At 53.2% G+C, this 15,447-nt stretch carries 14 protein-coding genes and 1 pseudogene; 8 read left to right on the forward strand and 7 right to left on the reverse strand.

The window, feature by feature from the left end:
* Positions 1-561: 561 nt before the first annotated feature.
* The 6 genes and pseudogenes from A7D21_RS25635 to A7D21_RS25660 all read right to left on the reverse strand — a co-directional run bounded on the left by A7D21_RS25635 (position 562) and on the right by A7D21_RS25660 (position 6,873).
* The gene (locus tag A7D21_RS25635) at positions 562-1,008 is read right to left on the reverse strand and encodes a hypothetical protein (protein WP_057387491.1); all 447 of its coding nucleotides are present in this window, start codon (positions 1,006-1,008) and stop codon (positions 562-564) included.
* The gene (locus A7D21_RS36325) at positions 998-3,019 is read right to left on the reverse strand and encodes a hypothetical protein (protein ID WP_256556360.1); all 2,022 of its coding nucleotides are present in this window, start codon (positions 3,017-3,019) and stop codon (positions 998-1,000) included. The genes A7D21_RS25635 and A7D21_RS36325 overlap by 11 nt, the downstream gene beginning before the upstream one ends.
* Positions 3,016-4,752: an integrase gene (locus tag A7D21_RS25645; RefSeq protein WP_069552990.1), complete on the reverse strand. Its 1,737-nt coding sequence runs from the start codon at positions 4,750-4,752 to the stop codon at positions 3,016-3,018. Before A7D21_RS25645 ends, A7D21_RS36325 begins: the two co-directional genes overlap by 4 nt.
* A complete protein-coding gene (locus tag A7D21_RS25650; RefSeq protein WP_069552991.1) occupies positions 4,745-6,058 on the reverse strand; it encodes a site-specific integrase in 1,314 nt (437 codons plus the stop codon). Before A7D21_RS25650 ends, A7D21_RS25645 begins: the two co-directional genes overlap by 8 nt.
* A gap of 58 nt (positions 6,059-6,116) precedes the next feature.
* A pseudogene (locus A7D21_RS25655) lies at positions 6,117-6,455 on the reverse strand (DNA polymerase V subunit UmuC); the annotation flags it as partial.
* Complete coding sequence (locus tag A7D21_RS25660; RefSeq protein ID WP_069552993.1) at positions 6,445-6,873, reverse strand: LexA family transcriptional regulator; 429 nt, start codon at positions 6,871-6,873, stop codon at positions 6,445-6,447. The gene A7D21_RS25660 and the pseudogene A7D21_RS25655, both read right to left, overlap by 11 nt.
* Before the next feature lie 198 nt (positions 6,874-7,071).
* Between A7D21_RS25660 and A7D21_RS25665 the strand changes: the two genes are divergently transcribed.
* From A7D21_RS25665 to A7D21_RS25690, 6 genes are all read left to right on the forward strand, one after another.
* Positions 7,072-7,503 carry a TIGR03757 family integrating conjugative element protein gene (locus A7D21_RS25665; protein WP_171902638.1) on the forward strand — a complete coding sequence of 144 codons (432 nt, stop codon included), beginning with the start codon at positions 7,072-7,074 and terminating at the stop codon, positions 7,501-7,503.
* Entirely contained in the window at positions 7,500-8,441 is a 942-nt protein-coding gene (locus tag A7D21_RS25670) for a TIGR03756 family integrating conjugative element protein (RefSeq protein ID WP_069552995.1), read from the forward strand. The genes A7D21_RS25665 and A7D21_RS25670 overlap by 4 nt, the downstream gene beginning before the upstream one ends.
* A 98-nt stretch (positions 8,442-8,539) precedes the next feature.
* A complete protein-coding gene (locus A7D21_RS25675) occupies positions 8,540-8,794 on the forward strand; it encodes a hypothetical protein (RefSeq protein ID WP_083272238.1) in 255 nt (84 codons plus the stop codon).
* Between the two features lie 94 nt (positions 8,795-8,888).
* Complete coding sequence (locus A7D21_RS25680) at positions 8,889-10,247, forward strand: integrating conjugative element protein (protein ID WP_069552996.1); 1,359 nt, start codon at positions 8,889-8,891, stop codon at positions 10,245-10,247.
* Positions 10,248-10,260: 13 nt separating this feature from the next.
* On the forward strand, positions 10,261-10,629 hold the full coding sequence (locus tag A7D21_RS25685; protein WP_069552997.1) for a hypothetical protein: 369 nt from the start codon (positions 10,261-10,263) through the stop codon (positions 10,627-10,629).
* Positions 10,626-12,140 carry a conjugal transfer protein TraG N-terminal domain-containing protein gene (locus A7D21_RS25690; RefSeq protein ID WP_069552998.1) on the forward strand — a complete coding sequence of 505 codons (1,515 nt, stop codon included), beginning with the start codon at positions 10,626-10,628 and terminating at the stop codon, positions 12,138-12,140. The genes A7D21_RS25685 and A7D21_RS25690 overlap by 4 nt, the downstream gene beginning before the upstream one ends.
* A 54-nt stretch (positions 12,141-12,194) precedes the next feature.
* On the opposite strand, the gene A7D21_RS34695 is transcribed toward A7D21_RS25690, so the two are convergent.
* Complete coding sequence (locus A7D21_RS34695) at positions 12,195-12,545, reverse strand: hypothetical protein (RefSeq protein ID WP_083272239.1); 351 nt, start codon at positions 12,543-12,545, stop codon at positions 12,195-12,197.
* A 457-nt stretch (positions 12,546-13,002) separates the two neighbouring features.
* On the opposite strand from A7D21_RS34695, the gene mobH reads away from it, so the two are divergent.
* On the forward strand, positions 13,003-14,886 hold the full coding sequence (gene mobH / locus A7D21_RS25695; RefSeq protein WP_141718266.1) for a MobH family relaxase: 1,884 nt from the start codon (positions 13,003-13,005) through the stop codon (positions 14,884-14,886).
* Positions 14,883-15,447: tyrosine recombinase XerC (gene xerC, locus A7D21_RS25700; protein ID WP_171902639.1), on the forward strand; the 565-nt coding region annotated here is incomplete at its 3' end. The genes mobH and xerC, both read left to right, overlap by 4 nt.

A 15,447-nucleotide genomic window follows, 5' to 3' on the forward strand; every position in this document is an offset into this window, starting at 1 on the left:
TATGTAGTCAGTATTACATTACTCTTGATCTTGGCGTTTGAAAAGCCACCCTATAGAGCTAGGGTTTTGGCGAGACCAACTGGAGAAAGGGTTGCGAAGGCAGGGTTAATAGGTGCTGTGCGTGTTGGCCAGTCAATCAGGCTTTCAAGCTTAAGACGTTCGTGATGAGCGTCCGGTTTTGGCCGATTCTGTTGAAAACGTCGGTCTGCCCAAACTGCTTGGTCATTGACTGGTGAAAACGCCTTTTTTGTAACGCTGCTACGTGAAACTCGAGTCCGGAAGCCTCTGCCAAAAGTAAAGATTTCAACCTCGGACGCGTATTGTTCTGATGTGCAAACCATGGCCGACTTTTTCAACAGAATCGGCCGATAGCTGCCTGTTTCTATCGCCGTATCGCAGCCAGTCGGCAGAAAGCATCTAGCCCGGAGCTGCCAGCTGAGATGCCTCAATCTAGCAGAACGCTCATCTCTTTCCGGCTCGCCGCATCAAGGTTGAGCAGCAGAGTGGTCGGAATAGGCCAGCCGCTATACCCAGGCGACTAGCTGCACGCGCGCTGTGATCTCAAAGCTTTCTCGGCCCGCGCGGATCCAAAGAAATTATATTTGACGCAGGCAACTGCCTCTCAAGCTCAGCGATACGGTCATACAGCTCAATGATTTTCGCATCCGCTTCGCTCAATAAACTTGCGAGTTGGTCGCGCTGCCGGGCAACTTGCTCAATCCGATCACGCAGGGCGCGGGTTTTCTGGCGTGCGAGAAGATTTACCTTGTTCAACGAAGGAGGTCGCTCCTCCGCATGTTGTTCCACGTAGGTTTTTATCTCTGCGATGAGACTCGGGAAACGAGATTTCTTAAGCGCCGACGGATCGCTCCCCGCCTCTTTGGCCACGTTGTTCTGAGTGACCGGTGTCCCCTTCGGTAGAAGCTGTGGCCTATCGAGTTTCAGGCGCTCAAAAGCATCACGATATTGATCAGCCGCGCTGCGGCGAGCAGGGAGTTCAACGTCCATTTCTGCTCCCTACGACACGACGGAAGCTCTCTACGGTTCGCTGTTGAGCCATCAACGATTCCATTAGCGGACTTCCATTCTGAGCATTAGCAAGCCGCTCTTTGAGTACATGTTCAAGATCATCTACCGCGCCCAATCGTTCTGAGTCATACAGCACGTCAGGGCAAGGTTTTGCATCCTCTGAATCACCGCCCCCGCAATGAGCAATGTTGTCAATTCCGCCGTACGGACAAGGTTCACGACTCGAACAAACGCCAAGAATGATCGGGCGACAGGCGACCGCGCCTTTCTTTGCCAAACCAATCATCTTCTTCGCATCCTCTGGCGAAATCAGCCGAACGATCTCAGCCTTTCGTTTGTCTCCATGGGGGCTGACAAAACGCTCACTCGTAAGCTGCTGTAACTCTCTTCCCAGCGTCTCGTACATTGTGCGAACGTACAGAGTGTGAGCCTTCTCCTCTAGACGCATCCGCGAGTGATTTTGTCCGTAGTAAAGGCTCATCGCTCGTGTGACGTGCTTGAGCTGGTACTGAAGCGAAGCATCACTTACGAGCCCGGAAGCTTGCATGTTTACTGCCCCAGTTCTACGCAACTGATGCCATGCCAACGGCCATACAGCGCCCACTTGATACTCCTCCGGCAGTGAAGGGGTAGCTAGCCGGGCCAATTTCAAATCCTCAGGCGTGATACGCAAATTTTCTAAGTCAAAGAGCTTCCCGTGCTGCCCCAAAAGGTCGGAATATGACTGAATGCTTGGCCTCAGTGAATGATTACCTTTATTGCGCAACGAACTCCAGGGCTCGTAAGAAAAATCGGTCAAGTAACGCCCGGCGAGAACTCTCGCGGCTTCGTGAGGTGCGTATAGTGAGCGAAACAGAGAAATAACCTCCATCGCCTTCACGGCGACTGTCACAGATGGGGATGTGACCCAAACGGCGTCGCTATCAGAGAGCGTTTTTGTCGTCTGCCCACGTAACAAAAAAATGTCGCCGAAGCTCTTGTCGTGCTCGATGTCAAGGCACCCGGCTCGAAGATTCCACGCCTCCTCGACCCGCATGAGACTGAAGTTAAGGATGTAAGCTAATCCCGCGCCGTTGACCAATCTCAGATAGCTAGTCAGCGCTGTTACTTGCAAGCCGCCACTTCGACCCACCCAACGTTCAAGTAGCTCAAAGATGCCGAAGCGTTTCGCGGTATCTGCAAACGCGCCGAGAAAACGAAGCCCCGTTTTAGCGCCTGATAATTGCATCTTATGGCCGCAAAAAGGCGGGGCGTTTACGCACGCTGTTCTCTCCGAAACCCTCTGGTTATGTTCGTAAGCCGCGAAGCAGAACCGGTAACAAGCTTCAACCTGTTCTCGATGGGATAGGAAGTCATCAAGGCACTCTCGCAGCCTAGTAACTTGATAGCGCCAAATACGTGGAGGAATGTAAGGTGTTTGAGCTGTATGGTGAGTTGGAAAAAGCGCAGCCAGACGGGTTAGGGAGCCTGAATCCAGCAACGTAAATCCTACGGCATTACGGGACGCGTAAAGCTCATGCATTAACGACAGAAACTCGGTTTTTCTTGAGGTATTAAGAAAGGCAGGGATCCGTTCGCATACGCGTGGAAAGTGGCTTAATTCGCTGGCAAGTATTCCTGCCTCTTCGCAAAGAACAAACAGCCGCCGCATCTGATCGAAACGCGTTTTAAGGGATCTGTAGCCACGAGCGCCATACGGCCCGTATAGCCACCAGCCAGTGATGATTCGAAGTAAATTTGCGTTCTTTGAGCTAATTGGCGCCGCTGATTTTTTAACTGGCCCATCACCAAAATTCAGCGTCAGTGCCTTCTTGGCCCATGGATCAAGCCTCCAAATTGGATCGCCCCAGCGGCTTATAATTTTGCCCTGTGCATCAATTACGACCGGCCAATCAGGTGGCGGAGGCCAGCTCTCTGGACGGTAATTCGATGCCCCAGGAACGGCGAGAGGCGACTCGATAGAAAGCCCTAACGTCGTGAGCATATTCATAGGGAAGCCCCCGCTGTAACTTCCGCAAGCCGAATAAATCCGTCCCAAGCTGGGTGATAGTCCTCTTCAGCTATGCGAGCCAGTGCCTCATCAACCCAAAGCCGACGCACCTCGCTACTTTCTTGAAAGAACCGTAACTTCGCACTCAGACGCTCGACCGCAAGCATCGCCGGATGGTCAGCCTCGTCAGATCTAACCGTGCACGCTGGGCGATATCTAGCTAGCTCCAAGCTCTTGAGCACTCGCAAACTACTCAGAGACCAGACGTGATCCTCGCTTTCAATATCCCGATGATTGACGCAGAAAAGGCAACCCGCTGCGTTAATACAATCGGGATCAGGAGCATTAGTCGGAGCATCCACGACCGATTCTGGTATCGGCGCTACACAAGTACCTGGAGCAGGTGAGCAAACGACGAGATCTGCTTGCCGGTGAAACCGAGTGATTTCAACCATCGCAATTTGCGGATTGGGCTCGGCGTACACACGAATCAAAGTTTCAGCGGTGTGCTGTGCGATTTCCGCCACCAGTTCGGGGCGTTGCGACTCACGTAGCAGCCAATTAATACGCGCGCCCCGGAGCTTACGGGGTCGAACGAATCGAACATTGGAATCGGTGCAGACACGCGCAATAGCCGTGAACTGAGGAGCTTCTAGAACGAGACGTCCCCCAAGACGGACGAGAGGAAAAAGAAGTCCCTCTAGATCGACTGGAAACCACGTGCTTCGCCACTCAATGTAGCGTTCGAACCACTGCTTATAGCTTGAGAAAACCTCAAAAAGCACTTCACCCTGACGGCGATTTTTGTAAGACCTGACTTGGTAACCATCAAGATGACTCGTGTAATGGTATTGGTCGATCCGAAGCTGATGCGCCTGCGACAAATTCATGCCCGTTTGTGCGATGAACATAAGCAACTCGGCTTCGATTCGCAGATTCACTGCTGGGTATCGAGTCTCGATTGAAACGTCAGAGTTCCGAAGTTCGCGGTTTCGAAGGATGTCCGCAATCTGGAATTTGGTTTGAGGTCGGATCCGTCGTGACGCTTCCTTCCCTGTGTCGCGTAGGCCGCACCAGATAGGTAGCGTCGAACCTGACCGCAATTCCACTTGGATGGGAAGTGGCCCCGTCACGGCCTCATAGGTAAGAGCCGTACAGAGGTCGGCAATTAACTGCCCGAATGAGAAGCTCTCTTCTAAGCTTTGCTTACCAGCGCTTCCATTACCTGCCCTTCCGTTGCCTCTTGGTTTGCGAATTCGGGTGCTGTAGAGAAGCGTCGAGCTTCGACCCAGAACTCGGTCAAGCATTGTCGCGGTTAAACTTGCCGTGTCGTATAACGATCCGGCGGTTAGATATCCTTCTACGCGGTGACGCTGTAGAAGATGCTCGGCCCACCCCAGGTATGCTTCCGTGACCGAATCAACACTCAACGGACGCCCGCATTGATCAACCCACTGAAAAAACTTCCTCAACGCACCGATCTTGTTATTCGCCGAAAAGCGGCTTCCTCCGCCGGCAAGGTCATCGGTCAAACAATCATGGAGTCCTTTCACAAGCTCCGACCGCTCCAGTAAAGGGTCACCGAAAGCCTCTGATGTGATTTCACTGCGCACAGTCTTCACTTTTGCCCCAGCACCACCACTGTATAAAAGCGGTGCCAGATCCCAGGGCGTCTCGTTTTTCCCGTACTCAATCATTGGAAACGTCAGGTCTAAAGACATCAGGTTACTCATTACTCGCTCCCTGCCTCGAAGCAATTCCTGTAAACGCAGTCATGAAGCTGTTCGCAATGGCCTGCTTAGCGGGTTCGGCCTGCACAAACTTGATGTATTTGAAGGTGGTAGCCTCCGAATTTCGACCGTGAAGCAATGCATTGCTGACAGTCGCAATCACTATCGCCACATCAGTGCAATTTGCTAAAGCGAGCCTAGCTAGCTCAGTTCCAAAGGTGCATCGGGATTGGTGGAAGCGAAACTTCCTGAGCGCTTTGATGCCCGACGCGATGCCTAATTTTCTAAGCGATGACATCTCAACGTTTATGGCCGAAGACTGATCACTGTTGCGACGTCCGAAAGGGTTTCCGAAACGTGTCAAGAACACTAAGTCTTGATGCTCGCCAGCAGCAGATGCCTCGCGAGTCAACCTGCGAAGACCCTTGGCGTACTCCAAGACTTCTGAGCACAAAGCTTCGGGAATCCATACCTGGCCAGTTACTCCAAATTTGGTATGCACGGGCGGGGACGCACCTGGCCCTACGGATATCAGAAGCAGACCTTTAGCAGACGGATCATGTAGGGCACGCTCCAACGTATTGATACGAAGGTCACAGATCGTTCCCAGTCGCATACCCGTAAAGAAACCTAGAGCCAACATCAGGTAAAGCTCGGGTGAGGCGCTCTGTTTTGCGAAATCAAGAATGGCGTCTCGATCAACCGCAGACACTGGAAGTAGCCCACCTTCCAAAGTGACCCCAATGCGTTTTCGGTTTGGAATACCCAGATCGGTGCTGGTGCCAGCTAGCGTTCGCTCGAAGCCGACCTGGTCAAAGTATTTGATGAAATAGCGCTTGTCTTTCCACAGCGGCAATAGCGGGTTTAGAAGGCCACGCCTCCTAACCCACCTGTAGAAACTGATGCAGTTACGCATGTACTCGGAAGCTGTGGCAGGACTGATATGACCAGCATCACGAGCCTTGATAAGCGCCCCACGGTACTGAACAAGACATCGATCAGCCTTTCGAGACGGAAACTCAAACCACTGAAGCCCGCGACTCTCCAAAAACTTCGCGTAGTTCAACAGCCCGTTCAGGTTGCTAGAAACGGTCTTAAGGAGTGCCTCACCATTGGTTACTCTCTCCATAGCCCAGAGATTGGCTTCTCTCCAGGGCAAGCCGTCTTCCCAGAATATTTGTGGTAGTCCTTCGATCACTACACGGGAGCTATTCAGCGAGTAGGTAATCAGGCGGTCTTTGACAGAAAGGTCATGCGGACTGAAGTGAATGTGTTCGACGGTAGGCAAGTGAAATCTCTGTAAGAACAAGCGTCAATGTCCATGGGGACACCATCTAACTTTGGGCGTCCACAGTATGCAACTTATTCTTATCTATAGAATACACTTCGCTGTCGTAAACCATTGATTCTACGAGGGTCATGACCCTTTCGGACATTTGACCGTACAACGCGTAATTGCTGCTGAACGCCACGATGCCGTGGCGGCGCAGCGTGTCCTTGATTTGGAAATAGGGCGCGCCCATTTTGACGTAAGGCTTGGCGTCGTAAGTACGGGCGATCACGCAGCCGTCGTTGTTACTGAGAACAACAATGGGCGTATGGGCAAGATCCGGTCTGAAAACACGCTCAACGGCGCCGTAGAAATGATTGCAATCGACCAGCCCAAACACAGGCAAGCCTGCGTAGAGCGCAGTTCTAACGTGCATGGTCGCGCACGCTGTAGTTCACCACACCCCATATCACCAGTTCGTCCCCCTCCATGACGTACCTGGGCGGGAATTTGGAGTTTTCGGCCATCAACACCACTTGACCATCGCGGCAGTGAAAACGCTTGCACACGCACTCGGCATTGAGCGCCGCAATGACGATATCGCCATGCCGCGCCGTTTTGCTTCGATCAACCACCACCAGGTCACCGCTGAAAATCCCGGCGCCTTGCATGCTGTCGCCTTGGATCTTGGCCAGATACATGTGGGGGGCTCGGATTTCGAACAGCTCATCGAGCGATATCAATTTTTCAAGGTGGTCCGCTGCCGGCGATGGAAAACCGGCAGACACCTGGGAGGAATACAACGGGAGTGATACACCACCACTGGCAATGGGACCAAGAAGGGTCACGCTCATAAACCTGGCCTGAACAAATAACTGTATGGATACACAGTTAACTGCGCCACGGAAGTCGCGTCAATTTGAGCCGACCAAATGCCCTCCGACCTGAATTGAGCCCTGCCGAAAACCCATACCACTCGAACTCCTATTTCTTACTGCACCGAACGCGGCCATCCGGTTTCCTGTACCTGAACCCACTTCAGGTACGGTGCGATGAACCCTATCAATAAACCTTCCCGCAGGACGAGGCTTTGGCTTGCCTCCATGGCCTTGACGCTCCTATCTGCCACAGCGCACGCGGAAACATGGGTAATCACTGATCAGGCACATCCTGTATCCGCACCTACTGGCGTGCGCATCATTCGTCTCGACGACCAGCAACGCCTCGAAGAGCTGCTGTCTCGACAGCTTCCTAACGATCAACGCCAGGCTGAAGCAACCATTCAACGTTACTTAGCAAGCCCTGCCGGCAAACGTCTTCAAACCGACCTGGTTCAAGCACAGCAGGGCATTACAGATGCCTGGAGTGTGGGGGTTGAAAAAATCCCCGCAGTTGTCGTCGACCGCCGCTACGTTGTGTACGGGGAGGCGGACGTGGCAAAAGCCATAGCGCAGATTGATCGAGCTAGGAGCCTGTCACGATGAGACGCTCACGCTTAGCGATCCGCCCACTGTCACTGGCCATCACCTTCAGCTTGTCCTTCAGCGCATCAGCTGCGATCACTTCGGCCACAATCATTGCTTCGACGCTGTCGCCGACCTGTCTGGAATACAAAGTCGTCGGCATTTGCTATTGGCTCCTCTGCACGCCCTTCGGCTGCAAGGTCAAAACGTCCACCAAAGTTCGTCACTATGTGCCGGACGCCGTGGTGTCTGCATACTCAAATACGGGGATGAACCCCTGGATAGAGATGTCGCCTCTCGGCACACCTAATCCGATGGCTCAAGCAGGTAACGATGGCACCACCAACCACGTCGCCGAAAACAACATGATCAAGTTCAAGGAAGCCGACGTGATCGGCCATCCTGGTGGTGCGGCACTGAGTCAGTTCGCCAGCGCCTCTGGCTATGTCTGCAAAGGCGCAACGTTACCACTTGTCCCCTACTTCCTCAGCACCCTGGACCCCATAGCCTGGCGGTACGGCGTACCTGAAGCTGTATACCCTGAAGCTCTCATTCCGGGTATGCGCGAGATCGGTAGCCTGCTCACTGCAAGCAGCTGGGGGAATGTCTATCCACGCAGTGGTTTTCTTAATCAAGTCGATGACTACAAGACCGGTGCCGTAATTGCACAGCGCGCCGGTGACGTGACCACCCGACTGGGTCAGGTCCATGTCTACCTACCGATGCTTGCCCTACCCTACCCTGGTTACTGGCCAGCGGGAGCACTGCGCGAAGGTGACGCCTCCACCGGTAAGTGGCAGGAACTGACCCCGGTGCTCAATCCCACCTGCGCAACATTTCCAACCATCACACCCAATATCGATGCCCAGGACGGCGGATACGCCTGGGCGCTCTGGCGTCCGTATTCGTGCTGCCAACGTCGTGGCCAGACCTTCCTCGGCAGTACGGACTTCCAATGAAAAAGCCACCAAGTACATCAGAAACTTCAACTCCTAACCGTGACGCCTTAAACCCAGGTGAAAACCTTTGGCGCTCGCCCCACCGCAGGTAAGAAGCCATGTCCAGCACAGTGAAAAGAATGCTCGTAGCGTCTAAAAGCGGCGATATAGCTGTAGCGATACTGGTCAGCGAAACCCGCAGCGTTTGGGTGCTTGAAATCGAAAAGCGAGAAGTGCGCGTGAGCAAGTCAGATAAACGTCAACGAGCTTTTCGCGATATGTCCGAGGCATTGCAGTGGGCCGGTGCTGAGCCAGAGTTGATTGCGCAATTTGTTCACTCAGAGCCCCTTAAGCAGGAGCCAGCACCCGAGTAAAGAGTTGGAAACGCGGATGTCGGCCAAGTCGGCATTACTGATCATTGCCTTATCGGGGCATTAATTACTCAAAGACAAGCGGTCGGAGCACAACATGAAACTCACTACCTTGGCGATAGGGCTCGCCTGCAGCCTCAGCAGTGCAATAGCAGTCTCTGCTGATCCAATCAACGTCTCCTCCTCTGGCAGCGTCATTGGCGACGACGTGCTCTACAACATCGGCGGGGGGAACGCCGTGACAATGGGGAGCGCCGGCAACATGGACAGTATTTCCGTCGGCGGTGGCTGGAACAACAACCTGGTCTGCGGAAACATGAGCATGAGCAACACCCTGCAAAACCAGTTGAATGGTGCCACCTCTGGATTCCAGAACATCATGAGCTCGGTGGTGCAGAACGCCACCAGCGCCGTCGCCTCGCTGCCAGCCTTGATCCTCCAACGCGCAAATCCAGCGCTTTATAACCTCATCACGAATGGCATCTTGCAGGCTCGATTGGACTTTGACCGGTCCAAAGGCACCTGCAGGGCCATTGGCGAAAAAATGGCGGATATCGCCGGTAATCAAATGGGTTGGGGCAAGCTCGCTGAAGGTCAGGCGATGAGCCAGGCGCTGACGTCCAACACGGACGCAGTCTCTGCAGTGGAGCAGGTCGAAAAGAAAGGCGGCAACGATGGCGTCACCTGGGTTGGGGGTGATCGAGCAGGAGGTTCCGGCCAGAAGCCAATCCGTATTGTCGGTGACGTCACCAAAGCGGGATACAACCTGCTTAACAAACGTGCGGCCGGCGACACCGGCACGATCAGCAAAGACAGCTGCAACAATGGAATGGTCTGCAACGTCTGGTCATCGCCCCAGGAAGCCACCACATTCGCCAATCGTGTGCTGGGAGAACAGCAACAACAAACCTGTGACAGTTGCCCTAAAACGGTGACAGCAGCAGGTGTAGGCCTCACGCCACTGATCCAGGAAACGTATGACACCAAGCTAAAGGCGCTGCAGGAGCTGCTGACTGGAAACAAAAGTTTATCGGTCGAAAACCTTGAGGCCGCAAGTAGCAACTCTCTGCCCATCACCCGTGGTGTTGTCGCTGCTCTCAAGGATGAGCGAGATCAAGACGTACTCGCTCGCAGACTTGCCTCCGAAGTCGCGCTGTCGGATGTACTGGAGAAAGCGTTGACCCTTCAACGCACCTTGATGGCAGGTAGCCGAGAACCAAACGTCGCGGCTAACGACCTGGCCGTTCAGGCAGTCGGTCAGCAGAGCTCGTCGCTGCAACAGGAAATCAGCAATTTGAAAATGGAGCTGGACATGCGTCAGCAGCTCGCGAAGAACTCACCACTGACCATCATTGAACGCGGCAAAGCTCGGGCCGAAGACTCACGCGGCGTGTTTCCAGGCGATCCAGAAACGGATCGCCTGAATCAGTTGCAATCACCTGCCAAAAGCAAATAGTGAGGTGTAGGCCATGACTGATATTCAAGATCCTGCCGCCGCCCCCAACCGCTCCCTGACTCGACGAGTCGGGCGGGGCATTCTCGTTGTTCTAGGCACTCTGCTAGCCGCTACAGCAATCGTGGTATTACTCAACGCCGTATTGATGAGCATGTTCGACAGTGCTGAGCAATGGCAAGCATGGCGTGTCGACAACTACTGGACGCTGCTCACCTGGCGACTGATGCTTTATATCGCGTTGACGGTTGCCTGGCTCAAGCTCAAGGCTCGTTTGCCGCAATCGAGGCGCAAAGGCTTGCTGAAGATCGAGGTCATGGTGGCTTTATTGTTTGCCATGGTTGAGATGAGCAAAGTGCTGTATCAGGCAGGAGGTGTCCAGTGACGCTCTACACCAATGACTATCTGGAGTACTACCTCACCCTGGTGGGCTGGATCATCAACAACGGCATCTGGGACATGATTTCAGATACCGGCCTGTTCGCCCTGCCCTTCTGCATAATCGTGATTCGAGAATGGCTCAAGGTCCGTGGTGAAGGGGCTGATGAGGGTAACAAAGGCGTGCTTTCACTGGCCCGGATCGAGACCAACATCTACGTTGGGTACGTCGTCGTCGCATTCTTCGCAGTCCCGGCCGTCAATGTTAGCTTCGATACTTTGGCGTTCGATCAAAGTAGAGCCCAGCAATGCCAGTACAACGTACCCAAACCAGCTGACACGGGCTGGAACACGACATTTAGCTCTCTGGCTGGAAAGAGTGCACAGATGCCCATGTGGTGGGCGTTTATGCATGCGTTGTCAAAAGGCTTGACCAGTGGTGCGGTCGCAGCCATCCCTTGCGGGACCGACCTGCGACAAATGCGAATGGACGTAAACAACACCAAGATCAACAACCCACTGCTTGCCCAGGAAATCGGCGACTTTACCCACGACTGTTACGGACCTTCACGCGCCCGACTCTTCATGCGTCAACCAGATGTGGGCACGAAAGCCAATGATCCCCAGTTCTTGCAGGACCTTAGTTGGATCGGCTCCCACTTCTTGCTGAACACCTCGGGTTACTACGACACGGACTACTCCAAGACACCCAGAACGTCCTGGCCGTACAACGCTTCGCGTGATGTAGGGTTGCCACAGGTGAGCGGAGGTGGAGGATATCCAACCTGTAAACAATGGTGGTCCGATAGCGGAGTAGGCTTACGAGATCGTATCAAAGATCAGGTATCACCTGACCTCATGACAAAAATGCTTGGTTGGGCGAAGTGGCTGTCCCAGGACGAAGTGACCGACTCGCTTGTTCGTCAACTGGTCTCGCCGTCGAACCAGGTTAAAGGGGATGTTTATACCGACTATGGTGGGCAAATAAATGGGACGGTGTGGAATGGCGCAGCTCGCGCAGCCGGCACTCTTGGAGTTGCGCTGGGATCCATGGCCTACTTCCCTGCCATGGACATGGTTCGTCAGGCGCTACCAATGGTCATGGCGTTCTTGAAGATGGCGATGGTGATTTGTATCCCGCTGGTACTGATCGTCGGCGCTTATCAGTTGAAAGTAGCAATGACCATGACAGTGGTATTTTTTGCGCTGATCTTCGTGGACTTTTGGTTTCAACTGGCACGGTGGGTAGATACAACTATCCTGGACGCCCTGTATGGAGCAGGCTCACCCCATTTGTCATTTGACCCTGTCATGGGATTGAACGCTACGACTCAGGATGCAATCCTGAATTTCGTGATGGGTTCGATGTTTATCATCCTGCCGTTGTTCTGGATAGGAGCACTTGGATGGGCGGGGATTAGCGCCGGGAATGCGCTGGAAGGTCTATCGAGAGGTACGAATTCTGTAGAAAAAGCTGGGGCTGAAGGTGGTGAGTTTGCCAAAAGCAAAATCAAATAATTCTGCTTTTACGCTGCTTATCACCTTCAGAACTTAAAATCCTATGATGAAAATTTAGTTTAAAAAATTATCGTCATATTTAGCGTGAAACAAAGGATTGTTTTGATTCCCTAGAGAGTATGGATCATTGTCATATTCAGATTTGAAGGGCTTATAAACACTCGTAGTTCTCACACCCGAACGAGAGCCACACCCTACTACCAGCGCTAGCAAAATTATGCCAACGGTAAAAGCCGCAATGAAGGCATGAGCCAACCATACCCAGGCATATACAGCTAATGCGATTAGAGCAAGACGTTTGACCCAGCGTAAAGTGCGGTTCTCGCTGCACCATACGATGCGCACCGCACGACCAAGGCTATAGCCCAAGCGGCTTGCAACGGTCTGTGAGGTGTATGCGGTCATCATGCTTCTCCTAGCCCTCCTTAAACTGGAGGCGCTTTGACATTATTTATAATCCTGATTTCGCGCTGCCGCAAGGCCAATGGATAAATGGATGCTCAGTCATGCGTTTGCGGAGGCCCTACTCCTGCCCACCGCCAAATGGCCCAAAAGGGTAAATGGTCTCTAAAAGCGAATGGAATGGATCACAAGGGTAAAAGCCCTACCCGAAAGGGCTTGCTACGCAAAAAGGTCGTCGCCCTCACCTGCTGTTCGTTGCAACTCATGGAGCGACACTCAATAAAAAAGGGTTCGGAAACTCCTCGTGCAACTGTTCTGCGCAGGCGTAATCACCTGGAGCGTCACACTGATGGCGTAATGCTTCTCGAAATACCCTAACGCAGCCGGTGACCTTTTCCCATTGAAGTAAACCCACCAGATAGCGGAAAAGCCAGTCCATGATTCATTGATGGAGCTGGTGATGTTCTCATTTTTCCGCCGCAGCAAACCCTTGCCTGCTGCCGCCCCTTCACCAAACGGTTTTCTGAAACCTGCCCAGGGACAGGATCTGCTGGCGACCCCGCGGCGTCAAAAATTGCTGGAGAACATCTGGCAGCGTGCTTCGTTATCACGCTCACAGTTTGTGGAGCTCTATCGGCGCCCACTGGAGCGCTACGCAGAGTTGGTCCAGCAGCTCCCTGCCTCGCAGAACCACCACCATGCACACCCAGGCGGCATGCTTGATCACGGTTTAGAGATCGTCGCCTATGCGCTGAAGATTCGACAGACCTACCTCCTACCCATCGGTGCACCACCGGAGTCTCAATCGGCTCAGGCCGAAGCGTGGACTGCCGCAGCTGCTTATGGCGCTCTGATTCACGACCTCGGCAAGATTGCCGTCGACGTGCACATCGAACTGGAGGGAGGTAAAACCTGGCACCCTTGGCATGGCCCAATCAACCGCCCTTATCGCTTTCGCTATGTGAAAGGTCGCAACTACCAATTGCACGGGGCCGCTGCCGCACTGATCTACGCGCAGATCCTTTCCTCGGAAATCCTGGACTGGCTCAGCGGGTTCCCCGAAGCCTGGTCGCAACTGATCTTTGTGCTGGCCGGCCAATATGAGCACGCCGGCATATTGGGCGAGATTGTGGTCAAGGCCGACCAAGCCTCTGTCGCGCAGGAGCTCGGCGGTAACCCTGGTCGTGCGTTGTCAGCGCCAAAACAGTCCTTGCAACGTCAACTGGCGGACGGTTTGCGCTACCTGGTGCGTGACACGTTCAAGCTGAATCAGCCTGATGGCCCCTCAGATGGGTGGCTGACACAAGAGGCTCTATGGCTCGTCAGCAAACCGATTGCCGATCAACTACGCGCTTACTTGCTGACCCAAGGCGTTGAAGGCGTGCCCAGTTCGAACGCGCCCTTCTTCAACATGCTGCAGGACCAGGGAGTTATCCAGACCAATGCCCAGGATAAGGCCATCTGGAAAGCAACAATCGACAACGGTCGCGGCTGGCGAAATACCTTCACCCTACTCAAGCTTTCACCCTCACTGATTTGGAGTGATCCCAACGAACGGCCCACCGTTTACGCAGGCACCCTTGAGGTTGAGGCTGGCAATGCAGTGGATGAGCTTGAGGCGCAAAGTCCCAGCGCTTCTCCAGTGAAAAGCTCACCTAAAGCGGCTGAAGCTAATGCTGCACCAGCGCCATTAACGCCGGCACCAACGGCATCCGCTGATACACCCCAACGCCGTTCGGATGATCCCGCTGAATTTGACGCGCTACTGGCACTTCTAAATAATGTCAATGAGCCACTAGATGATACCCAAAGCAGTCCCTTGTCACCAATAGAGAGCGCGTCGTCGAAACCGGATGATAGCGAGCGCCTTCACTCTCCTAACCCAGGAGGCGTGCCTGCACCAACTGATAAAGAAGTCATTGCAATGCCCAGTAACACCGAGCTCGGCCAGGGATTTGTTGAATGGCTTAAACAAGGGATCGCATCTCGAAAAATCATTATTAACGACACCAAAGCACTGGTTCATACCGTAGCCGGCACCGCTATGTTGGTGACGCCTGGAATATTCAAGCGCTACGTACTTGAGTTCCCCCACATTGAACAGGAAGCCAAAGCACAGCAAGTCAACGCTTGGCAGTTGGTTCAACGCAGTTTCGAAAAGCAAAAACTTCATCGAAAAACCCAGAAGAGCCTGAACATCTGGAACTGCGACGTAATCGGCCCTCGCAAATCAAAACAGCTGAAGGGTTACTTACTATTGGACCCCCTCACGATTTTTTCAGAAGTACCTCTCGATAACGCCAGCCTTTCTTTAAAATTAGAATCAATGGAGTTCCAACAATGACCACCGCCTTGCAACTTACGGATGAATATATCTTTGCGCGTGACCTTCGGCCAGCAACTACAAAGACTTATCTATCCTCGGCCAAAGCGATGCTCGCACATTTCGGGGCCACCCCAATCGAACAGATTGATCATCGGTCGATCCTCGCGTGGCGAAAGGAGTTTCTGGCAAATGGTAAGGCAAAACGCAGTTGGAATACTTATTCGAGCCACCTACGCACAGTGTGGAAATATGCGATTAAGCACGAAATGCTTAAACATACGACGGTCAACCCATTCAAAGAAACCTGTGTAACGCCCCCGAAACGCCCTAGCAAAATACTCGATGCTAGTTTGATTCAAAGATCTCGGAATTGGCTCGAAACGCTAGAGGCACAAGAGCGCTGCACAAATGAGCGCAGCCAAGTAACACCCGCTTGGTTTTGGCTTGCAGTATTCGAGGTTTTCTACTACACCGGCATACGACTGAATGCTTTATTGCATTTGCGCTATAAAGACGTCGATCTTGATAAGCAGATGATTCTAATCCGTGGTGAAACAGAAAAGACACATCGAGAGTTGG

This window comes from Pseudomonas sp. AP19, assembly GCF_001728855.1.
Classification (GTDB): domain Bacteria; phylum Pseudomonadota; class Gammaproteobacteria; order Pseudomonadales; family Pseudomonadaceae; genus Aquipseudomonas; species Aquipseudomonas fluorescens.